20 protein-coding genes are annotated in these 25,027 nt (G+C 58.8%); 14 read left to right on the forward strand and 6 right to left on the reverse strand.

What is annotated here, in order from left to right; genetic code table 11:
* Positions 1–228 precede the first annotated feature (228 nt).
* The 4 genes from ACTNBY_RS00765 to ACTNBY_RS00780 form a co-directional block, all read right to left on the reverse strand.
* Positions 229–1,260 carry a 3-deoxy-7-phosphoheptulonate synthase gene (locus ACTNBY_RS00765; RefSeq protein WP_427748347.1) on the reverse strand — a complete coding sequence of 344 codons (1,032 nt, stop codon included), beginning with the start codon at positions 1,258–1,260 and terminating at the stop codon, positions 229–231.
* A gap of 305 nt (positions 1,261–1,565) precedes the next feature.
* Complete coding sequence (locus tag ACTNBY_RS00770) at positions 1,566–3,422, reverse strand: ABC transporter ATP-binding protein (protein WP_154514936.1); 1,857 nt, start codon at positions 3,420–3,422, stop codon at positions 1,566–1,568.
* Positions 3,422–5,788: an ABC transporter ATP-binding protein gene (locus tag ACTNBY_RS00775; protein ID WP_441063010.1), complete on the reverse strand. Its 2,367-nt coding sequence runs from the start codon at positions 5,786–5,788 to the stop codon at positions 3,422–3,424. Before ACTNBY_RS00775 ends, ACTNBY_RS00770 begins: the two co-directional genes overlap by 1 nt.
* Positions 5,785–6,234, reverse strand: coding sequence for a MarR family winged helix-turn-helix transcriptional regulator (locus ACTNBY_RS00780; protein WP_154514934.1), 450 nt, complete (start codon positions 6,232–6,234; stop codon positions 5,785–5,787). Before ACTNBY_RS00780 ends, ACTNBY_RS00775 begins: the two co-directional genes overlap by 4 nt.
* A gap of 288 nt (positions 6,235–6,522) precedes the next feature.
* On the opposite strand from ACTNBY_RS00780, the gene ACTNBY_RS00785 reads away from it, so the two are divergent.
* From ACTNBY_RS00785 to ACTNBY_RS00835, 11 genes are all read left to right on the forward strand, one after another.
* Complete coding sequence (locus ACTNBY_RS00785) at positions 6,523–7,272, forward strand: SDR family NAD(P)-dependent oxidoreductase (protein WP_427728112.1); 750 nt, start codon at positions 6,523–6,525, stop codon at positions 7,270–7,272.
* A gap of 108 nt (positions 7,273–7,380) precedes the next feature.
* Positions 7,381–8,403, forward strand: coding sequence for a 2-keto-3-deoxygluconate permease (locus ACTNBY_RS00790; protein WP_441040829.1), 1,023 nt, complete (start codon positions 7,381–7,383; stop codon positions 8,401–8,403).
* A 469-nt stretch (positions 8,404–8,872) separates the two neighbouring features.
* Positions 8,873–10,924 carry a formate C-acetyltransferase gene (gene pflB / locus ACTNBY_RS00795; protein WP_427718174.1) on the forward strand — a complete coding sequence of 684 codons (2,052 nt, stop codon included), beginning with the start codon at positions 8,873–8,875 and terminating at the stop codon, positions 10,922–10,924.
* Positions 10,925–11,009: 85 nt separating this feature from the next.
* Positions 11,010–11,261 carry an autonomous glycyl radical cofactor GrcA3 gene (gene grcA3, locus ACTNBY_RS00800; protein ID WP_055252439.1) on the forward strand — a complete coding sequence of 84 codons (252 nt, stop codon included), beginning with the start codon at positions 11,010–11,012 and terminating at the stop codon, positions 11,259–11,261.
* A 550-nt stretch (positions 11,262–11,811) separates the two neighbouring features.
* Complete coding sequence (locus tag ACTNBY_RS00805; protein WP_441063011.1) at positions 11,812–12,666, forward strand: DegV family protein; 855 nt, start codon at positions 11,812–11,814, stop codon at positions 12,664–12,666.
* Between the two features lie 187 nt (positions 12,667–12,853).
* Complete coding sequence (gene pflA / locus ACTNBY_RS00810; RefSeq protein ID WP_441063012.1) at positions 12,854–13,672, forward strand: pyruvate formate-lyase-activating protein; 819 nt, start codon at positions 12,854–12,856, stop codon at positions 13,670–13,672.
* Between the two features lie 227 nt (positions 13,673–13,899).
* The gene (locus ACTNBY_RS00815) at positions 13,900–15,018 is read left to right on the forward strand and encodes a serine hydrolase (RefSeq protein WP_441063013.1); all 1,119 of its coding nucleotides are present in this window, start codon (positions 13,900–13,902) and stop codon (positions 15,016–15,018) included.
* A gap of 79 nt (positions 15,019–15,097) precedes the next feature.
* Positions 15,098–15,835 (forward strand): 5'-methylthioadenosine/S-adenosylhomocysteine nucleosidase, encoded by a 738-nt coding sequence (gene mtnN, locus ACTNBY_RS00820; RefSeq protein ID WP_441048673.1) that lies wholly within the window; start codon positions 15,098–15,100, stop codon positions 15,833–15,835.
* A gap of 42 nt (positions 15,836–15,877) precedes the next feature.
* Entirely contained in the window at positions 15,878–16,468 is a 591-nt protein-coding gene (yihA, locus tag ACTNBY_RS00825; RefSeq protein ID WP_055252447.1) for a ribosome biogenesis GTP-binding protein YihA/YsxC, read from the forward strand.
* 101 nt (positions 16,469–16,569) lie between these two features.
* Positions 16,570–17,253, forward strand: coding sequence for a DUF3990 domain-containing protein (locus ACTNBY_RS00830; RefSeq protein ID WP_441063014.1), 684 nt, complete (start codon positions 16,570–16,572; stop codon positions 17,251–17,253).
* Complete coding sequence (locus ACTNBY_RS00835; RefSeq protein ID WP_441063015.1) at positions 17,219–17,917, forward strand: helix-turn-helix transcriptional regulator; 699 nt, start codon at positions 17,219–17,221, stop codon at positions 17,915–17,917. The genes ACTNBY_RS00830 and ACTNBY_RS00835 overlap by 35 nt, the downstream gene beginning before the upstream one ends.
* A gap of 395 nt (positions 17,918–18,312) precedes the next feature.
* On the opposite strand, the gene thrB is transcribed toward ACTNBY_RS00835, so the two are convergent.
* Together thrB and thrC are read right to left on the reverse strand one after the other, a co-directional pair.
* Positions 18,313–19,194, reverse strand: a complete 882-nt coding sequence (thrB, locus tag ACTNBY_RS00840; RefSeq protein ID WP_154514914.1) for a homoserine kinase — start codon at positions 19,192–19,194, stop codon at positions 18,313–18,315.
* 203 nt (positions 19,195–19,397) lie between these two features.
* Entirely contained in the window at positions 19,398–20,915 is a 1,518-nt protein-coding gene (gene thrC, locus ACTNBY_RS00845; protein ID WP_441063016.1) for a threonine synthase, read from the reverse strand.
* Between the two features lie 103 nt (positions 20,916–21,018).
* Between thrC and ACTNBY_RS00850 the strand changes: the two genes are divergently transcribed.
* From ACTNBY_RS00850 to ACTNBY_RS00860, 3 genes are all read left to right on the forward strand, one after another.
* On the forward strand, positions 21,019–22,407 hold the full coding sequence (locus ACTNBY_RS00850; protein ID WP_154514910.1) for an aspartate kinase: 1,389 nt from the start codon (positions 21,019–21,021) through the stop codon (positions 22,405–22,407).
* Between the two features lie 221 nt (positions 22,408–22,628).
* Positions 22,629–23,654 carry an aspartate-semialdehyde dehydrogenase gene (locus ACTNBY_RS00855; protein WP_154514908.1) on the forward strand — a complete coding sequence of 342 codons (1,026 nt, stop codon included), beginning with the start codon at positions 22,629–22,631 and terminating at the stop codon, positions 23,652–23,654.
* A gap of 696 nt (positions 23,655–24,350) precedes the next feature.
* Complete coding sequence (locus ACTNBY_RS00860) at positions 24,351–24,929, forward strand: methylated-DNA--[protein]-cysteine S-methyltransferase (protein ID WP_427794442.1); 579 nt, start codon at positions 24,351–24,353, stop codon at positions 24,927–24,929.
* Positions 24,930–25,027 lie beyond the last annotated feature (98 nt).

Here is a 25,027-nt window from a genome sequence, read left to right on the forward strand (position 1 = left end):
AAACAAGAGCGTCCCCAACGACCACCCCAAAAGGAGCGTCCCCAAGTGCTAGCTTTGGCAACGACGCTGGTAGAAAAACGTCAGCGAAAACCCGTACACGCGAGCAATGTGCCTTGAAGCGAGGCGGCATTGACCTTTTGGTCATGCCGTCGAAGCTGAAAGGCAGATTGCTCGCGTGTACGGGTTTGCAGCGTCGGCCGGTTACGGCGTTTGGTAAAACGCCGTAACCTACACCCGCTCTGCGATCTCGTGGATGAGGTAGTCGGTCTTTTCCCAGCCCAGGCACGGGTCGGTGATGGACTTGCCAAAGACGCCGCCGTCGACAGACTGGTTGCCGTCCTCCAGGTAGGATTCGATCATAAAGCCCTTGACCAGCTTGGAGATGGACTCGTTGCGGCGGCAGCTGTCGAGCACCTCCTTGCAGATGCGGTGCTGCTCCAGCGGGCGCTTGCCCGAGTTGTCGTGGTTGCAGTCGATGACCGCTGCCGGGTTAGCGTAGCCGGCATGCTCGGTATAGCGCTCAGCCAGACGCTCCAGATGCTCGTAGTGGTAATTGGGGTAGGTACGACCGTCGAGACCAATGTAGCCACGCATGACGGCGTGCGCGAGCGGATTGCCGTCGCACTCGACCTCCCAGTTGCGGAAGATGAAGCTTTGATGTGCCTGGGCGGCGTAGATGGAGTTGAGCATGACGGTGGTGGAACCGGCGGTGGGGTTCTTCATGCCCACAGGCACCGAAATGCCGCTCGACACCAGACGATGCTCCTGGTTCTCGACCGAGCGCGCGCCCACGGCGACGTAGCTCAGCAGGTCGACGAGGTACTGGTAGTTGGACGGGTAGAGCATCTCATCGGCGGTAAAGAAACCGGTCTCCTCGATGACGCGCAGGTGCATATGGCGGATGGCTTTAACGCCCTCGAGCAGGTCATCGGGCGCCTCGGGATCGGGGTTGTGCAGCAGGCCCTTGTAGCCGGTGCCCTTGGTGCGCGGCTTGTTGGTATAGACGCGCGGAATGATGATGAGTTTGTCCTTGACCTCTTCGGCGACCTTGGCCAGTCGGCTCATGTACTCAAGCACCGAGTCCTCGCGGTCGGCAGAGCACGGGCCGATGATGAGCACCTTGCGCGCGTCCTCGCCGGTAAAGACCTTAGCGACCTCGGCGTCGAATGCCTGTTTTTTGGCGGTAAGATCGGCGGAAAGCGGCATTTCCTCGCGGATTTCCATGGGGATCGGCAGCCTGCGCTTGAATTCCATGGCCATACGGGGCCTCCTCAATCAAATAAGACAAAGTGTGTATTGTCGAATGCTCGGCATTATCCGCTGTCGCACGCTAAAGTGCAAGCCCTCGTCACCCCAAAACCTGCCAAAAAGGGACAGGTTTATTTTGGCAGGTTTTATCTGGGCAAACGTTGGCTGGCCCTGGAATGGAATGATGCCACGCGGCTTGGAAGAGGCCGTCGATTTGGTCCCAGGGGAGGCGGTTTGAGGGTCGCAGAACAAAAAACGGGAGCGCAGGTTGTCCTGCGCCCCCGTTCTCGGGTGTTATTCGTTCCCTGCGGCAGAATTTACGCCGCTTCGTCGAACTGCGAGTTGTACAGGTCGGCGTAGAAGCCGCCCTGGGCGAGCAGCTCGTCGTGCGTGCCCTTCTCGACGATGTCGCCGTCGCGAATTACCAAGATCACGTCGGCGTTGCGGATCGTGGACAGGCGGTGTGCGATAACAAAGCTGGTACGGCCCTGCATCAGCGCATCCGTGGCGCGCTGAATAAGCTCCTCGGTGCGGGTATCGACGTTGGATGTCGCCTCGTCCAAAATCAGCGCCGGGCGGTCGGCCAAAATGGCGCGGGCAATGGTCACGAGCTGGCGTTGGCCCTGCGAAAGGTTGGTGCCTTCCTCGTTGATCATAAAGTTGTAACCGCCGGCGAGCGTATGGATAAAGTGGTCGCAGCGTGCAGCGCGTGCAGCGGCCTCGACCTCGGCATCGCTTGCATCGGGGCGTCCGTAGCGGATGTTCTCGCGGATGGTGCCGTTAAACAGCCACGTATCCTGCAGCACCATGGCAAACTCGCCGCGCAGTGCCGCGCGGTCCCAATCGCGTACGTCGACGCCATCGACGCGCAGCGAGCCGCCGTCCACGTCGTAGAAGCGCTGTAGCAGCTTAATGAGCGTGGTCTTGCCGGCGCCGGTGGGACCGACGATGGCGATGGTCTGGCCGGGCTGTGCCTCGCAGCTAAAGTCGTGGATGATGGTCTTGTCGGGCGTGTAGCCAAACTTGACGTGGTCAAACTCCACATGGCCAGGGCGCTTTTCGGGAATCTGCGCGTCGGCCTTCTGCTCCTCCTCGGGCGCGGCCAGGAACTCAAAGACGCGCTCGGTGGCAGCGGCCATAGACTGCATCGTGTTGCTCACGTTGCCCAGCTGCTGCACGGGTTGCGTAAAGTTGCGAACGTACTGGATAAAGCTCTGGATGTCGCCGGGCGTGGCATTGCCGGTCAGCGCGAGCTGTGCACCCACCACGACCACGCCCACGTAGCCCATGTTGCCCACCAAGCTCATAAGCGGCATCATCAGGCCCGACAGGAACTGCGAGCGCCAGCCACTAATAAAGAGGCGGTCGTTTTGACGGTCGAACTCTTCGATTGAGGCCTCGGCGCGGTCGAACACCTGAATGACGTTCTGGCCGGCAAAGTCCTCCTCGATAATGCCGTTGACGGTGCCCAGGACCTGCTGCTGCTCGCGGAAGTACGGTTGCGAGAAATGAATCATCACGGTCAGGATAATCGCGGCGGCCGGCAGTGTGAGCACGGTGACGCCGGTAAGCGGCAGGCTGATCGACAGCATCATGACGAGCACGCCGATAATCTGCGTCACCGACGTGATGAGCTGCGTCACGCTCTGGTTGAGCGACTGACCCAGCGTATCGACGTCGTTGGTGATGCGGCTGAGCACATCGCCCTTGCTGTGTCCGTTAAAGTAGCTCATCGGCACGACAGCGATCTTGGCGGCGATCTCCTTGCGCATGCGGTAGCAAATCTTTTGCGTGACGCCGGTCATGAGCCAGCCCTGGATGAGGCTGCAAACAGAGCTTGCCAGATACAGGCAGAGCAAAAAGCCGAGCGTCTTGGCGATCCAGGCAAAGTCGACATCGCCGGTACCGTTGACCTTGGCGACCAGGCCTTCGAACAGCTTGGTCGTAACCTGGCCGAGCACCTTGGGTCCCACAATGTTAAAGACGACCGAGCACACGGCAAAGGCGACGGCGGCAAGCACGGCAACCTTGTGTTGACCGATATAGCCGAGCAACTGCCGCATGGCGCCCTTAAAGTCCTTGGCCTTCTCGCCGCGGCCCATGCCACCCATGCGGCCCATGGGACCGCGCTGGCGGGTGGGCTTGGGAATCTGAGTCTTGGTCTCGTCTGCCATTAGTGCTCGCCTCCCTCCATAACGGCTGCAATTTCTTCTTGAGTGAGCCCCAGCTCCTCGGCGGAAAGCTGCGACTGTGCGATCTCCAGGTACGCCGGGCAGATGTGCAGCAGCTCCTCGTGCGTACCAGTGCCCACCACGTGACCGTCGTCGAGCACGATGATCTGGTCGGCGTGCATGATGGTCGCGATGCGCTGGGCTACGACAACGAGCGCGGCGTCGGTAACGTTTTTGGCAAGCTCTTCGCGCAGGCGCGCGTCGGTCTTGTAGTCGAGGGCGCTAAACGAGTCATCGAACACCAGGACCTCGGGCTTTTTTGCCAACGCGCGGGCGATGGCCAGACGCTGGCGCTGACCGCCCGAGACATTGGAGCCGCCCTGGCTGATGGGGGAGTCGTAGCCGCCCTCGCGCTCGGCGATAAAGTCCTCGGCTTGGGCGATGCGCGCGGCCTCGTGCATGTTCTCGTCGCTTACCATGTCGCCGGCAAACTTAAGGTTGCTCTCCACGGTGCCCGAGAACAGACGTCCCTGCTGCGGGATGTAACCAATGCGGCGGCGAAGCTCGGAAAGGGTCATATCGCGCACGTCGATGCCGTCGAGTGAAATGCTGCCGCCCGTGACGTCGTATAAGCGCGGAATCAGCTGTACGAGCGTGGACTTGCCCGAGCCCGTGGAACCAATGATGCCGAGCATCTGACCGGCATGCGTGGTGAAGTTCACGCCGCTAAGGACGTCGGCGCGGGCATCGGGATACTGGAAGCTCACGTCGCGGAAGGTGAGCTCACCGCGCGGTGCGCTGGCCGCGGGCAGTTTGGGCGAGGCGGGGTCGTTGATGCTCGTGGGGCAGGTGATGACCTCTTCCACGCGCTCGGCTGCGACCTCGGCGCGGGGCAGGATGACCGAAACCATGGTGAGGATCATAAACGCCATGACGATCTGCATGGTGTAGGAGATAAACGCCATCATGTTGCCGACCTGCATCACGCCATCGGACACGCCCTGCGCGCCAAACCAGACGATAAGCACGGTGATGCAGTTCATGACGAGCATCATGAGCGGCATCATAAAGCTCATGGCACGATTGGTGTAGAGCTGCGTGGTCATTAGGTCGAGCGAAGCCTTGTCAAAACGCTCGAGCTCATGCTCCTCGCGGTTGAACGAGCGGATGGGCATAAGGCCGTCGAGCAGCTCGCGGGCGGTGAGGTTCACGCGGTCCACAAAGCTCTGCATCTTTTTGAACTTGGGCATGGTGAGGCCCATAAGCACGCCGACGACGGCCGAGACCGCGATGATGGCCACAGCGATGGTCCATTCCAGGCCGGTGTGGTTGGCCAGGACGCGCATGACGGCGACGATGCCCATGACGGGGGCCATCAGGCACATGCGGATAAACAGGGTTGCGGCCATCTGAATCTGCTGAATGTCGTTGGTGCAGCGGGTGATGAGCGAGGCCTGGCTAAACTTACCCACCTCGGCCGGCGAGAAGTGCATAACCTTGTTGAAGGTCTCGCGGCGCAGGTCGCGTGCGATGGAACAGGCGGTGCGCGAGGCCACGGCGCCGGTCAGGATGGTGGCGATGAGCGAGATCAGGCACAGACCAAACATCGTGGTTGCCATGCGGCCCAGATAGGCGTTCTGCACGTCGGCGGGGTCGATGCCCTGCGCCTTGTACTCGTCTTGTACATAGCTCACGGCGCGTTGGGTCACGATGGAACCCGACATGGAGCCCATTTTGTCCGCCATATCGTTGGCGCCCTCGACGAGCTTGCCCTGGTCGATTAGGCCGCCTTCAACGCCTAGGCGCAGGCTCTTCATGGTGATCTTACCGCCGTCGGTATCAATCTGCTTTTGCATGTTCTGCGCTGCCGCGGCCTTCTGCTGCATCTCGGCGAGCTGCTCGGGCGTCATTGCCGCCATCTGCTCGGGGGTGGGCATGGCCTGGGCGGCGTTGTTGTTATTCTCGCTGGACGAACCCATCATGTCATCCATGGAGTTGGCGTCAATGCCCTGGTTGAACGAAAGGACGACGGTCTCGGGCAGGCTCACGATGTCGGCAATCTTGCCGCCGTCGGCGCGCTCCTCCTCGGTGCCCTTGTACGTTCGAATGCCGTTATTATCCGCCTTGCTAAACACGGCCTCCACAGCTTTGGCGTCCTTATCGCTCATAAAGAGTTCGAGGTCGTCGAGCGATTCGGTGCGAATGGTGTCAGGTACGGGCGAGGCGATACCGCCTTGCTGCACGCCCACGTCGACGATGTCGCTCATATACGTAGGCAGCGCTAGATCGGCGTTGCAGCTGATTACGATAAGTACGATAGCTGCGAACAGTGCCAGGACATGCTTTTTAAAGAGCTTGAGAATCCTCACTCGGCATCTCTCCTTTCTTGATTGCGGTCGATAATTTCGTTGGCACGCCTAAGAAGGCGCACCATCTCTTGGGTATCTGTTTCGCCGAGCTGCTCGAGGAAGGCCGCGGTGCGGTCCTCGAATTCCCGATGCTTGATTTCGAGATCATGGAATCCCTTGTCGGTCACCGTGACGTGTACGCGACGACGGTCGGTCTTTGAGTGCTCGCGCTCGACCCAGCCTTTGGCTTCGAGAGCGCGCAGGATATTGGCGATGCGGGCGCTCGAGACCCAGGCACGATCGGCGAGTTCGCTTGGCGTGAGCGAACCGCCAGCGAGCATGAGGGCGCGCATGACGGCCATCTCACCACTGAGGGCTTTGTCCGCAAAGCGCGAAATGCGCTGATGCATACTGCCGAACTCGGTAAGGAGCTGACGCCCAAGTTCACGGAAATCGGTATCTTTCACCGAAAACCCCTAACACTAGAAACTATTTTCGGTGAAAAATAATACCCCCACTCAACCATCCTATTCGGTAGATTTCTGGACATGTCCCAAAAATCTACTTGGCCACTAGGCAATATAAAGAGCGCATAAAGACTTAAAATAATTCAATTGCTGAAGCGTTTCAAAGAACTATCATGCCCGCGGTTAGGCGAGGGGTTGTCACCACCATGACGACTGGGACTCATTTATCGCCATGTGCGATGCTCCAACTTCCCGCAAGGAGACATCTGAATCAAGGGGGTTGGAGTCATGGCATTTGACTTCACGGGTAAAACCGCGATCGTTACCGGTGGCACTCAGGGCATTGGCCTCGAGATTGCCAAGGGTATCGTTGCGGGCGGCGGACACGTCGCGCTCATCGCAAGGAACGCTGCTAAGGGCGAGGCGGCTGTGGCCGAGCTTGGCGAGGGCAACAAGTTCTATCAGCTCGATGTCGCCGATGCGCCCAAGGCGCGCGAGACCGTCGAGCAGATTTTTACGGACCTGCCGCAAACCAACATCCTGATCAACTGCGCCGGTGTCATCAGCACCAAGAAGTTTGACGAGATCGACGACACCGAGTGGCGTCGCACCATCGACATCAACCTCAACGGCACCTTTACCATGATGAATGCCGTGTACCCGCACTTTAAGGCGGCACATGCCGGCACTATCGTCAACGTGAGCTCCGTTGCTGGCAAGATCGGCGGCGGCCTGCTCGGCACCGCGGCCTACGCGAGCTCCAAGGCCGGTGTCAACGGCCTTACCAAGGCGGTCGCCAAGGAGGGCGGTAAGTTCGGCATCCGCTGCAACGCTGTGTGCCCGTCGCTCACGCTTACCGACATGACGTCGATCCTTTCTGACGAGAACTCTCAGCGCATCATCAACGGTATTCCTCTGGGCCGCGCCGCCCAGGCCAGCGAGCCTGCGCAGATGGTGCTGTTCTTCGCTTCCGACCTCGCCAGCTTCGTGAACGGCGAGATCGGTGACTGCGACGGCGGCATCGTCCTGGACGGGTAATACCCCGCGGTAATCGTTTGGCGGCGACCCTGGCGAATCGGGGTTGTCGCTTTCTTTCTGACATAGACGCGTGCGGCTACGATTCGCATGCATCCAAAGGAGATATATATGAGTGAATCGACTGCGGTGGAGGCGCCGGCTGCAAAGGAGCCGTTCTTTAAGATGTCGTCCATCCCGGGCGCCAATATTTTGGTGCCGCTTTTGCTGGGCTGCTTGCTCAACACGCTATTCCCCGACCTGTTCAAAACGCTCGGCAGCTTTACGCTTGGCATGACCCAGCAGGGTGCAAGCCCACTCGTGGGCGCTTTTTTGCTCATCGTCGGTACGACGATTTCGTTTAAAAGTGCGCCTGCCGCCGCTGCACGCGGCGCCATCATCATCGCTGTCAAGCAGATCGTGGTCGTTGCCGTGTCGCTGCTCATCCTTTATGTATTCAACGACAACCTGTTTGGCATCTCTGCCATGGTGATGCTGGCGGCTTGCACCGGCGCCAACAACGCTATGTACGCTGGTCTGATGGGCACCATGGGCAACGAGGCCGAACGTGGCGCCGTCGCCATCACCACACTCGTTGTCGGCCCTCCGGTCACAATGATCGTGCTCGGCGCTGCTGGCCAGGCTCCGATCGGCTGGTCGCTCGTGGGCGCCATCCTGCCGATCGTCGTCGGCATTATTCTGGGTAACCTTTTCCCGAGCTTTAAGAAGATGATGGCTCCGGCACTTTCCGCCATCATCGTGCTCGTCTTCTTTGCCATGGGTTCGACCATGACCTTTGGCCAGCTCATCAACGGCGGTCTTCCCGGCATCCTGCTCGGCGTGATCTGCTCGGTGGTCTTTGCAATTCCCGTCATCGCGGTCGATAAGTTCACGGGCGGTACGGGTGTCGCAGGTGCGGCCATTTCGAGCTGCGCCGGAGCCAATGTGGCCACGCCTGCCGCCATGGCGAGTGTCAACGAGGCCATGTACGGTGGCGCCGTGCTCGCGACGGCTACGGCGCAGGTTGCAGCGTGTGCCATCGTGACGGCCATTTTGACCCCGCTGGTCACCAGCTGGTGCTACAAGCATTTTGAGGGCCAGGGTCACGGCGACAGCAAAAAGGCCGCGGCCGACAGGGTCACCGCAGCCGCTTAATGCCAAGCGGCAATCAAAGCTAAATAACTAGCCACGCCACAGGGCGGCCCCGGGGGAAATCCCGGGGCCGCCCTGCAGTTTCTGTGGGTCTCTGGGACACTTTACCCTGATAAAGCTGGCATAACAGCTAGAGTGAACGTCGTACAAAGGCAAGGAAAAATACCAAACAAATCGGTGAACGGTAGTTGTTCACGCTCGCATTTCCTGCGGATTTGTTAAAAACGCCCTAATGGTATAAAAAAAGAAACATATAACAGCCCTGATGAAGGGGGTGGCTATGTTATCCTTCTCAGACGGGTGAAATCTTGGGTTTTGGGTTGCAGTTCCAAGGTGGACAAACGTTTTTTCCTATACCAACGTGTGGTGAAGAACGGAAGAAGCCGGTCATTCAACCCGAACATTCAAGAATTCAATAAGCAGCGGTGTGAGAGAGCGCCGCATTATACGTAACTAGGAGCGTGGTTACACAATGCAGGAGGCATGGGAAGGCTTCAAGGAAGGCATCTGGACGGGAGAGGTTGACGTCCGAGACTTCATCCAGAAGAACTACACCCCCTACGAGGGCGACGAATCGTTCCTCGCCGGTCCGACCGAGCGTACCAAGGAGCTGTGGGGCGAGGTTCTCGACCTGCTGCTCAAGGAGCGCGAGCAGGGCGGCGTCCTCGATATGGACACCAAGACTGTCACGGGTATCGTGAGCCACCCCGCTGGCTACATCGATAACGCCCACCGCGAGAAGGAGACCATCGTCGGTCTTCAGACTGACAAGCCGCTCAAGCGCGCTCTGCACGTCAACGGTGGTATCCGCATCGCTTGCCAGGCTGCCAGCCAGCACGGCTACAAGATCGACGAGAACGTCGTCGAGCGCTACACCTTCGAGCGCAAGACCCACAACGCCGGCGTCTTCGATGTCTACACCCCCGAGATGCGTGCTTGCCGCTCGGCTCACATTATCACCGGTCTGCCCGATGGCTATGGCCGCGGCCGCATCATCGGCGACTACCGTCGTGTCGCCCTGTACGGCGTCGACTACCTGATCAAGGACAAGGAGGCCCAGAAGGCTTCCACCCCGACGGTCATGACCGCCGACAACATCCGCGATCGCGAGGAGCTGCAGGAGCAGATCCGCGCCCTCGGCGAGCTCAAGATGATGGCCGAGACCTATGGTTTCGATATTTCCAAACCTGCTACCAACACGCAGGAGGCCATCCAGTGGATGTACTTCGCCTACCTCGCTGCCGTCAAGGAGCAGAACGGCGCCGCTATGTCCATCGGCCGTACCTCTACGTTCATCGACATCTACGCTGAGCGCGACCTTGCCAACGGTACCTTTACCGAGGAGCAGATCCAGGAGTTCGTGGATCACTTCATCATGAAGCTCCGCATGGTCAAGTTTGCCCGTACCCCCGAGTACCAGGCCCTGTTTACCGGCGATCCGCAGTGGGTCACCGAGTCCATCGGCGGCATGGGTGTTGACGGCCGTACGCTCGTTACCAAGATGAGCTTCCGCTACCTGCACACGCTCGAGAACATGGGCACCAGCCCCGAGCCCAACATGACCGTTCTGTGGTCGACCCGTCTTCCCGAGAACTTCAAGAAGTTCTGCGCCAAGACTTCTGTCGCCAGCTCCTCGGTCCAGTACGAGAACGACGACCTCATGCGCGTTTACCACGGCGACGACTACGGCATCGCCTGCTGCGTGTCCTCCATGCGCATTGGCAAGGAGATGCAGTTCTTCGGCGCTCGTGCCAACCTGGCCAAGTGCCTGCTGTACGCACTCAACGGCGGTGTTGACGAGGTCTCCAAGAAGCAGGTCGGCCCCAAGTATCGCGCCGTCGAGGGCGACACGCTCGATTACGATGACGTTATGGCCAAGTACAACGACATGATGAAGTGGCTCGCTGGCGTGTACGTCAACTCGCTGAACATCATTCACTACATGCACGACAAGTATTGCTACGAGCGCATCCAGATGGCTCTGCACGACAAGCACGTGCACCGCTGGTTCGCTACGGGCATCGCTGGCCTTTCCGTCGTGGCTGACTCCCTGTCCGCCATCAAGTACGCCAAGGTTCACCCCGTCCGTGACGAGAACGGCATCATCGTCGACTTCGAGACCGAGGGCGAGTTCCCCAAGTACGGTAACGACGACGACCGCGTCGACCAGATCGCTCACGACGTTGTGCACCAGTTCATGGAGTACATACGCATGAACGACACCTACCGCAACTCCGTGCCCACGACCTCGGTTCTGACCATTACCTCCAACGTCGTGTACGGTAAGAAGACCGGCTCCACGCCCGACGGCCGCAAGGCTGGCCAGCCGTTCGCCCCGGGTGCTAACCCCATGCACAAGCGCGATAGCCAGGGCGCCATCGCTTCGCTGTCTTCGGTTTCCAAGCTCCCGTTCCGCGATGCCCAGGACGGCATCTCCAACACCTTCTCCATCATCCCGGGCGCGCTCGGCAAGGAGGACCAGGTGTTCTTTGGTGATATCGACCTTGATCAGCTGGGCGAGTAACTATTGTTAGTGCTATACTAACAATAACGATTACTGATTAGTGCGCCGGTTTCGGCCGGCGCCGATCGATTGAAGGAGACACATTATGAAGGTTTCTGAAGTTTCCGAGACTCAGGCCGATAACTTGGTCCACATGCTCGACGCTTACGCCGAGAAGGGTGGCCACCACCTGAACATCAACGTCTTCAACCGTGAGACGCTGCTCGACGCTCAGGCTCACCCCGAGAAGTACCCGCAGCTGACCATCCGCGTTTCCGGCTATGCCGTGAACTTCCACACGCTCACCAAGGAGCAGCAGGACGAGGTCATTTCGCGTACCTTCCACAACAAGTTCTAAAGGGACTCAACTCCCACCGGAGACCCGGTAAGGCCTACGCACTTTGCCTCTCAAACGTCCTCGCCGCTTCGCGGCTGCGGAATGTTTGCGAGGCAAAGTGCTCCCGGCCTTGCCGGGTCTCCTGCGTTATCGCACTTTAGGGAACCACGCTAAATTAAATTGGTGTCCTCGGACATGCAAGAAGCCCTCGCTGCGCACTTCGTGCGGCGAGGGCTTCTTGCGTCCTGCGGAATGTTTTGGGAGGTAGCCCAAACAGCCCCGGCGGGGGTCCTTTGTAGTCACCCTTTAGGCGGAACTCTCCTAATGGGTTGAGCGTTCTGGATACTTACTTGCTACCGTTTATCGCGTATAGCTACCGTTTGCGGAGTAAGTAACACTTAGTAATAAAGCGTGTAAAATCTCAGTTAAGAACGGAGTTTTCCAGGGAGACGCTGTCCTTTGTTTTGTGCAAGGGACGGCGTCTCTTTGGCGCTTGGAGGCCGTTCTGTAGCAGGACGGCGGACGTGCGTCACATATTAAAAAGTCAACGTCGAGATGGGTCGTGATAAGAATGGGCAAGTACGTAATCGTGGTTGAATCTGGTTCGGATGTGACGCCAGAGCTCTGCGAACGCTACGGCATCGTGCGTGTGCCCATGCATGTCACGATTGGTGACGAGACCGTCGAGGACGGCTCGATCGATCCGCTCGAGATCTATTCGCGCTGCAACGAGTTTGGCGTGATGCCCAAGACCAGCGGCTGCGCGCCGGCAGATTTCTCTCGCGTGTACGACCGCATTCACGCCGAGCAGCCCAACGCGACCATTTTGCATCTTGCGTATTCCGAGGCCACGACCTGTTCGCATCAGTCCTCGAAGATCGCGGCAGAGGGGCGCGACTACGTGTTCTCCATGGACACGCGTTTTGTCTCGGTGGGCCAGTCGCTTGTTGTCGTCGAGACCGCCAAATACATCGAGGCTCATCCCGATGCCACCGTCGACGAGATCTTTGCTTTTACGAGCTCCGTTATGGACCGCGTGTTGCTGGGCTTTGTTCCTACCGACCTTGCCTTCCTTAAGGCGGGCGGTCGCTTGTCCAACGTCGCGTTCCTAGGCGCCCATCTGCTCAAGATTAAGCCCTGCATCGAGGTAACGGGTGGCAAGTTCGTGGCGACCAAGAAGTTTCGCGGCTCTATGCTCAAGTGCGCCCGCGCCTTTATTGACCACATGGTTGCGAAGGGCGAAATTGACTACTCGCACATTGGCCTGGCGTATTCGGTAGGCCTTTCCGAGGAGCTGCGCGACGACATGGAAGTCTATGCGCACGACCTGGGCTTTAAGGACGTTACCTGGACTCAGGTCGGCGGCGTCATCTCGAGCCATTGCGGCCCGACCGCCTTCGGCGCGGTGCTCACGCTCAAGGCGTAACGCCTGGCGTCTATCGATTTCTATTGCCGCGGCGGCGGGCGGGTTGCGACAACCTTCCCGCCGCTTTTGCATGGGGCCAAATAGGACAATCCAATTGACCGCTAAACCGTTTCGCCATCAAACATATAGGCTAGAATGACTCTGGCATTTATGTATCTAAAAACCAATGAGAGGCAAGGTATCGGGAATGGCTGAGATGAAGCTCGAGGGTATGGACGCTCGTCCTGAGGACTCCGCGTTTGCCCTGGGCCGCGTGCATTCGATCGAGACGATGGGAACGGTCGATGGACCCGGCATCCGCTTTGTGGTGTTTGTTCAGGGCTGCCCCATGCGCTGTGCGTATTGCCACAACCCCGATACCTGGTCGGTTAACGGCGGCACCATGGTGACCGTCGAGCACCTGATGGACGAGTTCCAGAGCAACCATGAGTTTTACCGCAGCGGTGGTATTACGGTATCCGGCGGCGAGCCGCTCCTGCAGCCTGAGTTTTTGGCCGACCTGTTCCGCGCAATGCACAACAACCCCGATGGTCGAGTACATACCTGCTTGGATAGTTGCGGCTATGCGTTCGACCCCACGCATCCCGAGAAGTTCGATGCCGTACTCAACGAGACCGATATGGTGCTGCTCGACATTAAACACGCCGATCCCGTCGAGCATAAAAAGCTGACCGGTTGCGATCCTGCGCGCATCCTGGCGTTTGGCGATGAGCTGGCGCGTCGCAGGATCAAGGTCGTTATCCGTCACGTGGTAGTACCGGGCATTACCGACACGGCAGAGGAGTGCGAGGCACTCGGTCGTCTGATTGCCCCGTGGCATAACGTGGTGGGCCTGGAAATGCTGCCGTATCACACGATGGGCGTCGTCAAGTATGAGCAGCTGGGGATTCCCTATAAGCTCGAGGGCGTTCCACAGATGGATACCGCGCGCATGCCCGAGCTGCGCAACGCCGTCATGACGGGCATGAAAAAGCGCCGCGCGGAACTCAAAAACGCTATCGGCTAGGGGTAGCTCATTTGGGGCCGGTAGGGTGGAGAAGTAGCTAAAAGAGCCCCGTCCCAAAAAGACTGCTCTCTGGGTTGCGGTGAGATGTGCAACAGAATCGTGCCATTTGGATAAATACGCTTGTGGTTTCTTTAAAGACACCTTAAACGCTTCTGAATATCTTTGGAAAGAAATGCCTGCTCGGTATTATGCTGCTCGTATATGAACGGGAGCAGCCAGGAGACCACGTGCGAAACGACGCATCGCGGGACGAGCATGTGCCGCAGCATAGCAGCAGATATGAGACGAAGGGCACGTCTTCGCGTGGCCTTGCCGACGCTCGCATCCGCGTGACGAAGATTGCCGCCGTTGGGATGCTAACGTTGGCGGTTATTATCCTCGGAATTACCGCTAAAACCTACGCGTCGGAGCGAACGGCACACTCAGATGCGTCAACGGTACAGACGCAAAACAAAAAGGTCTCTAAATCTAAAGCCACCGCAAATCAAACCCTGTCGACAGCGAGCCTCAAGACGAGGCTTTCGAAGGCGGACTTTAACGATATTCCCTCAGGCGATACCGTGCAGACCTTCTCACTGGTTGATGACCAGATCCCCGCCCTGGAGGATGAGAGCCTCGCCGCGCTCCAAGATACCCTTGATCAGGCCCAGGAATTGGGCGACGTGGGCGTGGTGTTTTACGATCTGTCGAGCGGCAAGGGCGTGACGTATAACGCGAACGCCGAGGTGTACGGTGCGAGCAGCTACAAGGCGCTCTATGTACTCTACGTCTGCGAGTTACTGGTCGAGACAGGGCAAGTATCGCTCGATGATACTCTGGGCACCTATGGCGGCTACAGTATGGGCTGGCTGACGGTTCGCGACCTGATTGAGACCTCGGTCGTCAACTCGGATAACGACTCGTTTGTCGCGTTGCGTGCAACGTTTGATCAAGATGGCTACGAGGATTGGATTGCCGCACTCGGCGTCGAAGACGAGGTCGCGCTCGATCCAATGAGCGATTTCCCCACCTATTGCCCGCGCACCTCGGCCAAGTTGTGGCGCGAGATGAGCGAGTATTTGATCCGTGAGAGCGAGACGTCGCAATGGCTGTCGGGCCTTCTGGCCTCTACGACCCGGTCCTTTATCCGTGACGGCATTGCGGACGACCATGCCATGGTGCGTAACAAAGCCGGCTGGATCAGCGAGGCAGGTTGCAATGCGACGTGCGATGCTGGCCTCATCGATGTCGATGGCGACACCTACATTATGAGCATCATGTCATCGATGCCGTGGAGTGACCGTTCGAGTGAGGCCGTGGCCGCCATCGCCAAGGCGCTCTACGATACCCGCGCTGCGCTGGCCTAACGGCTTCGTATTGCGCGGTTGAGTCAAAATGCTGGTACCATACCGTGGATAAACAGTTTTCACAGGTTTGGGGGATGGTATGCCTACCATCGCAATCATCGGTGCACTCGAAAAAGAGGTTGCGCAGATTAAAGAAGAACTGAACGGTGCCCATGTGTCGCAAGAGGCAGGCTTGAGCGTTGTAAGCGGCGAGCTCAACGGTCTGTCAGTGGTCGCCACGACCGCTGGCATGGGAACCGTAAACGCCGCTGGTGCAACACAGCATCTCATCAGCAAATATGCTCCGCAGGCCGTTGTGTTTTCGGGCATTGCGGGTGGCTTAAACTCCAAACTCCATATCAATGACGTGGTTATTGGCAAGTGCCTGCGCTATCTGGATACCGACACGGCGCTCATCGCCGAGTCGGCGCCGGAGCTTGAGGAGTTTGCCTCGACACCGGCTCTGGTTGACATCGCCACCACCGTGCTTGCCGAACATGGGTTTATCGATGCTTACGCTTCTGATTCCGCTGCGGAGAAGGACCCTAAACAGTTCCTGGTTGGCACTATCGCTACAGGCGACCGCTTTGTAACGGGCGACGCCATGCGCACCGCCGCCATCGAGGCGACGCATGCCGATTGCGTTGAGATGGAAGGTGCTGCGATTGCCCATATTGCAGCCAAGAACGGTGTCGATTGTCTGGTGCTGCGTGCTATCAGCGATAATTGTGACGAGGCATATGACGCGTTTTGCGAGCGAGAGTTCGATTTGGACGAGTACGCCCGCACCGCGAGCGGCATTACACTCGATATCGTCCGCTGCATCGCCGCTGCGTAATCGTGCACCCCTATTGTAAGAACCTACGACCAAGGAGTATCCATGGCCGATTCCATTAACTACCAGCTTGCCAAGTTCGTCGCCAGCTACGGCAAGGTTTCGCAGATCCCCGAGTCCACCTGTCCCGAGGTGAGCTTTGTGGGCCGCTCCAATGTGGGCAAGTCGTCCATCATGAACAAGCTCTTTGGCCGCAAGAACCTGGTCAAGGTTTCGAGCACGCCGGGCAAGACGAGCAATATCAATTTCTTCGAGGCCGACGACGTGCACTTTGTGGACCTGCCGGGCTACGGTTTCGCCCGTCGTTCCAAGGCCGAGCGCGACCGCTGGGCCGAGCTCATCGGCGACTTCTTCGACTCCGAGCGCAGCTTTAACCTGGTTGTGTCGCTGGTGGACATTCGCCATGACCCCAGCAAGCTCGACCATGACATGATCGACTACCTGCAGGGCAACGAGTTCAACTTTATCGTCTGCCTCACCAAGGCCGACAAACTCAGCCGCACCCAGCAGGCACGCCAAGCGGCAGCCATCAAAAAGCAACTCAACGTCCCGGCCGAAAACGTAATCATCACAAGCTCCCAGACCGGCACCGGCATCGACGAGCTCAAGCGCCGCATTGCCGAGGCCTGCCTCTAGTAGGGGCTCTTGGCAGACAATAGTTTTCATCCATCTATATCACCCCAGTGATAGTTGTTGGTACACTATCACTGGGGTGATATTTTTATTTGGAGGTCGATATGGAGCTTTGGCACGGGTCGGAGGTTGTTGTCGAATGTCCGTCGTTGGATAAATGCAGACAATTCAATGACTATGGTCGCGGGTTTTATTGCACGCCACATGAGGAAATGGCGATGGAATGGGCATGCCGGACCGAGTCTGATGGCGTTGCCAATCGATATGAGCTTGATTTAGATGGCCTTTCGGTCTTGGATTTGGAGTCTGGGGAGTTTTCAATCCTCAATTGGCTTGCAATTCTGGCGAATAACAGAGAGTTCAATGTTTCGACGCCATTGGCGCGTGAAGGGCTTCGCTATCTACTTGATAACTGCTTAATTGATACATCTCCTTATGACGTTATTCGAGGCTATCGTGCTGACGACTCCTATTTTTCGTTTGCAAGACAGTTTGTCAGCGGCATGATATCGCTCAGACAGCTGCAACGTATCATGTGCTTGGGTGATTTGGGTATCCAATATGCCCTTATGAGCGAGCGCGCATTTTCGATGATTAGATTCTGCGATTGGAAGCGGGCTTCGGGGTCTGAGTTTTATCCCAAGCGTTTTGAGCGAGAGCAGAATGCTCGACGCAAATACTTGGATACGGTCAATGGGTTCGATTCCGAAGGTATCGACATTAGGGATTTAATGGCAGGGAGGGTTGATTTAAATGATCCAAGAGTTGACAGATCGTGGACCGAGTAGGACATATCCCGTCTACTACCTCGAGGACGCAATGAACAACCTCGGCGACTGCTTCGACTATGCCGTCAATGACTATGGAGCAGAAGGATCTGAAGTTGCTGAACTCTTTTGCCTGAGCGGGGTTGCTCGCGAGTTTGAACGCGGCAACGCATGGGTAGTGTCGGGGAAATCGGGTGTTGAGCTGTTCGCGCTTATCGCTGAAAGGTCGGGCTATCAAAACAGGCCTATACCGGACTGCACCTATCGATTTGAGAAGACGCCGGAATATTGGGCGGGCTGGATGCTGGCATACCTGCAGTGGCGCCTAGGAGAGTCTTTCGAAGATTTGCTGCATGTCGTTCCATTTGATGTGCTGCGCAGTCTGTATTACCCCTGGCACGAAGCCTCGGAGGAACGAGTGGTTCGCCTCGTCTGCGATATGGCGAAAAAAGCGTCCAGGCAAACCAAACTTGCGTTAGCAAGAAAGAAGCTTAAGAAAACCCAACAAGACCTAGCATACGAATCGGGTGTGTCACTCCGCTCAATCCAAATGTACGAGCAGCGCCAGAGAAACATCAATGAGGCTTCGGTAACAAGCGTGAGAGCCATAGCAAAAGCCCTCCACTGCAACATCGAAGACCTCCTAGAACCAGTCTTCGAATACAAGGAACCCAGTGCGGCGTAAACCAAGCACATAGTCGAAGTCTGTTGCTGGTAAGTGCTACAGCCTAGCAAGAGCCCCTATCAATAAAGGGCCATAATTTCAGCCCGGCGCCCTTTCAAAGCGTGGGTCCCTATAGACATCGCTAGCCACGTTGCCATAGGGCCACCCGGGGGCATCCCCTTAAAAACATTCCGCAGCACGAGGCCCGCTTATCCGCAGCTCCGAAGGAGCGCAATATTAAATCAGCGAATGCGATTATCCTGTCGAGGTCGCGTAGGTCTCCTTGGGGCTTCCCCTGAAAACAATCCGCAGATCGAATTGCCCCGTCGCGCGAAGCGCACGACGGGGCAATTCATGATCGAGGACGTTTTCAGGGGAAGCCCCAAGGAGACCGGTGAGAGCAATGAGACAGGGCGCTACAGGTACTCGATTTGAGCGCCCTCGGTGTCGCACGTCAGAATGTGCGTCTCACACTTGGGGAACTGCTCACGCAGCTTGACCTGCAGGAATTTTGCCACGATGGTGTCGTCGGTCACAGCCATAAGGGTAGAGCCCGAACCGCTGATCCAGATGGTCTTGGCGCCGCCGTTAAGGCAGGTGTCGCGCACAGCGTTGTAGTCGGGAATCAGGCGACGACGATAGGGCTCCTGGATGCGGTCGTCATTGGCGGCGGCAATCAGGTCGAGGTCGCCAGCCTCCAGGCCTCGCGTCATGCCGGCGATACGGCCCATTTGCCATACGGCGGTGGAGAGCGGAATCTCCTGCGGCACGACCTTGCGCGCCTCGCTCGTGTGAACCTCGTAGGGCGGAATCACGGTAATAAAACGCAAGCGATCGCTCACCTCGTAGCGCAGGCACTGGGGGAGCGAATCGGTCGGCGTAAAGGAGCAGACGGCGCCGCCCAGGATGGCGGGAGCGACGTTATCGGGATGGCCCTCGACCTCGGTGGCAATGCGGACGAGCTCAGCGCGGTCGACGGTGTGGCCTGTCAGTGCGGCGGCGGCCATAATGCCAGCGACGACGCAAGTGGAGCTGGAACCCAGGCCGCGAGCGACGGGTACATCGGTTTGAATGTCGATGGCAACGGGAAAAGCCGGCTCGCCCCATGCGGCCAGCGCATCGACAAAGCTGACGTAGACCAGGTTGTTCTCGTTTTGGAACTCCTCGGGGCAGCCCGTGATGGTGAGCTTGTCAGCGCGCTCGAAGGTGAAGTGCGAGTAGAGGCTGACGGCCATGCCGAGGGTGTCGTAGCCGATGCCCAAGTTGGCGCTGGTTGCTGGGACGGTGATTTTGATCATGTGGGTCCTCCTGGCGTGCCTGGCTGTTTAGTTCGCTGCTCGGGCAGTCCTGCGCAAGACGGAAAGCACATTAAGTGCTTTCCTTTGCGTGCGGAACTCGCGACGAACTAAACAGCCAGGCACGCTGTGCGCGTTCGTCATCATCCCGGGGGTTATCTGATAAAAGAAGGTGCGCCGGCTTTCGCCGGCGCCTAATGAGGGTTTTAGTTGGTAGCCATCTTTTTTGCTGCAGACTCGACGTAGCTTGCCATCTCATCGACGTCACAGACGTCTTCGAAGCGGACGGGTTTGGACTCGAGCTCGGCGAGCTGTGCCGGTGCGGCCGTATTGGTGGCCTGCTCGAGCACGCGCATGGCCTCAAAGTCGTCCTCGGGAACGTTGAGACCCAGAGCATCGCAGCAGGCACGCGGGAACTTGTAGGGGCTGGCGGTCGAAAGCAGCACACGGGCCTTGGCCCCCTCGGCGGGAGCGACCTTTTCAAAGACGTGATAGCCGCAAGCGGTGTGCGGGTCGATCACGTAGCCGTTCGCATCCCAGCAGCTCTTGATGGCAGCGCGCACCTCGTCCTCGCTGGCCCAGCCGCAGCCAAAGACGCTCTGAATCTTTGCCAGCAGGTCGGCGGGAACCTCATAGTGACCAGTCTTTGCCAGCTGCTCCATAAGGCCGGCAACAAGCTCGCAGTCGCCATCGGACAGGAAGTAGAGCATGCGTTCCAGGTTGGAGCTGATGAGGATGTCCATCGACGGCGAGATGGTCGTGAAGAACGGACGGTTGCGGTCGTAGACGCCGGTGGTCAGGAAGTCAGCCAGCACGTTGTTCTTGTCGCTCGCGACAATGAGCTTGGCGACGGGCAAACCCATGCGCTTGGCATAGTAGCCGGCCAGGATATCGCCAAAGTTGCCGGTCGGTACGCAGAACTCCACAGCGTCGCCGGCCTCGATGGCGCCGGCGCGCAACAGCTGCGCATAGGCGGCAAAGTAGTAGACGACCTGCGGCACCAGACGGCCGACGTTGATGGAGTTGGCACTCGAAAGCACCGTTCTGGCGGCCTCCAAGCGCTCGGCAAGCTCCTTATCGGCAAAGATGCGCTTGACGGCACTCTGGGCATCGTCGAAGTTGCCGCGAATGCCGCAGACGGCGACGTTATCGCCTTCCTGTGTGGACATCTGCAGATTCTGCACGCGGCTGACTTTGCCTTCGGGATAAAAGACGGTGATGCCCGTGCCCGGAGCGTCGGCAAAACCGGCGAGTGCGGCCTTGCCGGTGTCGCCCGACGTGGCGGTGACGATCATGATGCGCTCGGCGCCGCCGTCCTTGGCGGAAGTGCGGGCCATGAGGCGGGGGAGCATCTGCAGGGCGACGTCCTTAAAGGCACTCGTGGGGCCGCCAAAGAGCTCCATCACATAGGTCTGAGGGGCGTCAGCGCCCGGCGCAGCGTCGAGTTTGACGAGCGGCGTAACCTCTTCACTCGCGAACGTGCCGCGATATGCCTCATTCACACAGGCCGAAATTTCTTCGCCCGTGTAATCATTCAGTAACATTCCCAACACATCTTGAGCGATTTCAAAGTACGATTTATCTGCAAGCGAGCTGATATCGACCTGCTGGGTGCCGAGCTCGTCCGAGACAAACAAACCCCCGTCGGGAGCGATGCCGGTGCGGATTGCCACCTTACTTGAGCACGATAAAGTGCGTCCTCGTGTACTATGATAAGTTCCCATATAACACTGCTCCTCGGATGCCTTGGTCCCAATCGGTGAAACCATGGTATCAGAGCGCGCAAAACAGGTTCGCAGAGGCTTTTAGAAAGGTAACCTCCAGCCCATGATTAAGATTGCCAAATTTGGCGGCTCGTCGGTCGCCGACGCCGAACACTTTAAGAAGATCAAGGCCATCGTCGATGCCGACCCGGCCCGCCGTTTTGTGGTGGTTTCCGCCTGCGGTCGCCGCTTTAAGGGCGACACCAAGGTGACCGACCTGCTCTACCTGGTTAACGCGCACGTTAAGTATCACGTGTCGTGTGAGGAGCTGCTCGAGGACATTGGCCAGCGCTATTTTGATATCGCTGACGAGCTGGAGCTCACCTATCCCATCCGTGAGGAGTTCGCGGCCTTTGCCGAGCGCGCCCGCTCGGGCGGCTACTCCACCGAGGAGCTTGTGAGCCGCGGCGAGTACTTCACCGCTCGCCTGATGGCCGAGTACCTGGGCCTGCCGTTCCTGGACGCCGCGACGGTTGTGGCGTTCCATCACGACGGTACGCTCAGCATGAACCGCACCTCCGAGCTGGTGCAGGAGTACGGTCAGCAGGGCGGCTTTGTTATGCCCGGTTTCTACGGCGCGACGCGTGAGGGCCAGATTAAGCTGCTCGATCGTGGCGGCGGCGATATCTCGGGCTCGATCCTGGCCAAGTGTCTGGACGCCGACCTTTACGAGAACTGGACCGACGTTTCGGGCTTCTACTCTGCCGATCCGCGTATTGTTCCCGAGGCTCAGCCCATTGCGCGCGTTACCTACGAGGAGCTGCGCGAGCTTTCGTACATGGGCGCAAGCGTCCTGCACGAGGAGGCCGTGTTCCCCGTGCGCGAGGCGGGTATTCCGCTGGTCATCAAGAACACCAATGCGCCGCAGGACCCCGGCACCATCATTAGCGAGACGGCTGATGAGGGCGAGGCGGAGCCCATCATTACCGGCGTGACCGGCAAGCGCGGTTTTGTCGCCATCAACGTAGCCCGCGATCGCACCAAGCCCCGCGTCGGCTTTATGCGCCGTGCACTTTCGGTCTTCGAGCGCTATGACGTTTCCGTCGAGCACATGCCCACCGGCGTCGACCGCTTTGGCGCCGTGGTGCAGGAGCAGGATGTGCACGATTCGCTGTACTCGCTCGTGGGCGACATCCAGCAGGAGGTTGAGCCGCTCGAGATTGAGGTTGTCGAGGGCCTGGCGCTCATCGCGACCGTCGGCCGTAACCTGCGCGGCCGCGCAGGTATTTCTGGCCACCTGTTTGGCATGCTCGGCCAGGCTGGCGTGAGCGTGCGCATGATTTCGCAGAGCTGCGACGAGATCAACATCATTATCGGTGTCGAGGATAAGGACTTCGACCTGGCGATTCAGACCATTTACCGTGCCTTCTCCGACGAGAACGGCATTGTGAAGGTCTCCGATCTGGAGGCTCCTGCACCGATTGAACCCGCCCTGGCTGCCCTCCACAAATAGCGACCATCCCGGTAGATTTTTGGGATATGTCTAGAAATCTACCTTTTGGCGCATGAGTGGGTTTTTGAGGCATGTTCCAAAAAATCTAGCGCGGGGCGTTTCGTTTCGGTTTCGTTTCGACGGGGTGGGTTTCGTGTCCGCCCCGTTCTTGTATACACTGGGCAAGAATATCCTGCCTGCTCGGCGTGCGGGCAAAAGCCACAACCTTTAAAGGGGGAAGCATGAAACAGTACACGGTTGCTATTTTGGGCGCGACGGGGGCCGTGGGCACCCAGATGCTCGAGTGCCTCAACGAGCAGGAGTTTCCGGTTGGCAAGCTCAAGCTGCTGGCGAGCGCGCGCTCTGCGGGCAAGACCGTTGAGTTCCGCGGCGAGCAGGTTGTTATTGAGGAGGCTTGCCCCGAGGCCTTTGAGGGCTGCGACATCGTACTCGGCGCTGCCGGCGACGATATCGCCAAGGAGCTGCTGCCCGAGGCCGTCAAGCGTGGCGCCGTCGTGGTCGACAACAGCCACGCCTTCCGTATGGATCCCGAGGTGCCGCTCGTCGTGCCCGAGATCAATGCCGACGACATCAAGTGGCATCACGGCCTTATCGCTAACCCTAACTGTGCAACTATCATCGGCCTGGTTCCCACCTGGCCGCTGCACAAGCTCGCCGGCGTGAAGCGCATGATCGTCTCGACGTACCAGGCGGCTTCGGGCGCTGGTGCTCCCGGTATGGCCGAGCTCGAGGCCCAGCTGGCCGCCCTGGGTCGTGGCGAGGAGATTCCCGAGCCGCGCGCATTTGCCGCCCAGTTGGCGAGCAACCTGATTCCGCAGATTGGCGGCGTCAAGGAGGAGGGCTTTACCTCCGAGGAGATGAAGTTGCAAAACGAGGGTCGCAAGATTATGCACCTGCCCGAGCTGCGCGTGAACTGCACTTGTGTGCGCGTGCCTGTGCTGCGCTCGCACTCCGAGAGCATTACGCTCGAGTTTGAGCGCGACATTACGGTCGAGGAAGCCCGTGCTGCGCTGGCTTCTGCCCCGGGTGTCAAGCTGGTCGACGACCTGGGTGCCGAGGATGCGCACGACCGATTCCCCATGCCGATGGACACCTCCGACCAGGACCTGATTTGGGTCGGTCGCGTGCGCCGCGACATCTCGAACCCCGAGGCCGCGCGTGGCATCACCTTCTGGTGCTGTGGCGACCAAATCCGTAAGGGCGCGGCAACCAACGCCGTCCAGATCGCCAAGCTGCTCTGCGAGTAGCGGTGGAACTGTCCGGCGGGGGCCGGGCTCAGCTTTCAGAACGTCCTCGATCATGTGCGGCGCCTTGTCCTGCTCCTTCGGAGCCGCGGACAAGGCGCCGCACTGGTCTGCGGAGTGTTCTGAAAGCTGAGCCCGGCCCCGCCTGCGGTGACTCGGCTGCGAGCGGCCTGCGATGGGGCCGTTGTTGGTTGGGGCCGCTGGGCTGATGTGAGGGCGCGTGGCCGTTGCGGGCCCTGGTCCCGGCGGCGGTCTCGGCGCTTTGCGCCTGCCTCCTTTGGGGACTGCGGGTCCGTGACGGCAGCTGCGGCGCTTCGCGCCTGCTGCCTGAGGCGACTTTGGGGTTGGGGTGAATTGAAGTTGAATACTTTTCCCGAGAAGTGAACGACCTATTTTGGACCCCCGAAGCATTGGCATATTTTGACCGCTATTTCCTGCGGCTTTGCTGCGCGAATCCTGCGGTTTTGTAATCAAAAAGTGTGGATGCTCCGGGGCCTCGTTTTTACTCGTTCACTTCTCGGGAAAAGTATTAGAGCTCAGCTGGTAGGGGTACCGCTTTGGCGTCGAAGCCCCGCGTCTTCTCCGCTTGATTGGGGAAAGTGTCCTCGCTTAAGCAATTGCGTTCCTGCCCAGACGTATCTGCGGAGTCGTCTGCACAATTCGCGGTATTATGGTGCGGAGTTTTGAAAGGAGCCGCTGGTGGTCACGACGACGTTTGCTTCGCCTTTGGGCGAAATCCTGCTTGCCGCTGATGGCCGCGGTCTGACGGGGCTTTGGTTTGAGGGGCAGGAGCACTTTGGCTCCACGCTTCTCCGGGAAGACTCCGAACATGTTGAAGGGGCCGATGCGGTTTCCGGTGCTGGTGGCATGTCGTCGGCGAGTCCGGCTCATGGTGCGGCTTCTTCGGTGCTTGAGCGTTCGTGGGCTTGGCTGAATGCTTATTTTGCAGGGCAGGAGCCTCTGTATACGCCGCCGTTGCATATGATCGGTACGGCGTTTCAGCGTGAAGTCTGGTTTGAGCTGCTTTCTATTCCGCGTGGCGAGGTCGCCACGTATGGCGAGATTGCGGCTCGTGTCGCCGCCCGCCATCGGGTGCCGGGGAACGAGGACCCCGTTGTGTCTCCTCGTGCGGTGGGGGCTGCGGTCGCTCGCAACCCTATTTCGATTATCGTGCCGTGCCATCGCGTGGTTGCCGCCGACGGCTCGCTTAACGGATATGCCGGCGGGCTCGATCGCAAGGAGTGGCTGCTTCGGCTTGAGGGCGCGTACGAGGAATAACGTTCGAGCGCTTTGCATAGCCAAGATGCCGTGAAAGAACGGGACACGCTTTCCGAATGGAGACTCAGACGGAAACCACGTCCCGGAATTCCGTTTTA

It is taken from the genome of Collinsella sp. HCP28S3_E12 (genome assembly GCF_052065595.1).
In the GTDB taxonomy this organism is placed as follows: Bacteria; Actinomycetota; Coriobacteriia; order Coriobacteriales; family Coriobacteriaceae; genus Collinsella.

Excerpts from the sequence above, each read along its gene's own strand:
- ACTNBY_RS00765 (WP_427748347.1), bottom strand. The coding sequence starts at position 1,260 with ATGGCCATGGAATTCAAGCGCAGGCTGCCGATCCCCATGGAAATCCGC.
- ACTNBY_RS00770 (WP_154514936.1), bottom strand. The coding sequence starts at position 3,422 with ATGGCAGACGAGACCAAGACTCAGATTCCCAAGCCCACCCGCCAGCGC.
- ACTNBY_RS00785 (WP_427728112.1), top strand. The coding sequence starts at position 6,523 with ATGGCATTTGACTTCACGGGTAAAACCGCGATCGTTACCGGTGGCACT.
- ACTNBY_RS00790 (WP_441040829.1), top strand. The coding sequence starts at position 7,381 with ATGAGTGAATCGACTGCGGTGGAGGCGCCGGCTGCAAAGGAGCCGTTC.
- pflB (WP_427718174.1), top strand. The coding sequence starts at position 8,873 with ATGCAGGAGGCATGGGAAGGCTTCAAGGAAGGCATCTGGACGGGAGAG.
- grcA3 (WP_055252439.1), top strand. The coding sequence starts at position 11,010 with ATGAAGGTTTCTGAAGTTTCCGAGACTCAGGCCGATAACTTGGTCCAC.
- ACTNBY_RS00805 (WP_441063011.1), top strand. The coding sequence starts at position 11,812 with ATGGGCAAGTACGTAATCGTGGTTGAATCTGGTTCGGATGTGACGCCA.
- pflA (WP_441063012.1), top strand. The coding sequence starts at position 12,854 with ATGGCTGAGATGAAGCTCGAGGGTATGGACGCTCGTCCTGAGGACTCC.
- mtnN (WP_441048673.1), top strand. The coding sequence starts at position 15,098 with ATGCCTACCATCGCAATCATCGGTGCACTCGAAAAAGAGGTTGCGCAG.
- yihA (WP_055252447.1), top strand. The coding sequence starts at position 15,878 with ATGGCCGATTCCATTAACTACCAGCTTGCCAAGTTCGTCGCCAGCTAC.
- ACTNBY_RS00830 (WP_441063014.1), top strand. The coding sequence starts at position 16,570 with ATGGAGCTTTGGCACGGGTCGGAGGTTGTTGTCGAATGTCCGTCGTTG.
- ACTNBY_RS00835 (WP_441063015.1), top strand. The coding sequence starts at position 17,219 with ATGATCCAAGAGTTGACAGATCGTGGACCGAGTAGGACATATCCCGTC.
- thrB (WP_154514914.1), bottom strand. The coding sequence starts at position 19,194 with ATGATCAAAATCACCGTCCCAGCAACCAGCGCCAACTTGGGCATCGGC.
- thrC (WP_441063016.1), bottom strand. The coding sequence starts at position 20,915 with ATGGGAACTTATCATAGTACACGAGGACGCACTTTATCGTGCTCAAGT.
- ACTNBY_RS00850 (WP_154514910.1), top strand. The coding sequence starts at position 21,019 with ATGATTAAGATTGCCAAATTTGGCGGCTCGTCGGTCGCCGACGCCGAA.
- ACTNBY_RS00855 (WP_154514908.1), top strand. The coding sequence starts at position 22,629 with ATGAAACAGTACACGGTTGCTATTTTGGGCGCGACGGGGGCCGTGGGC.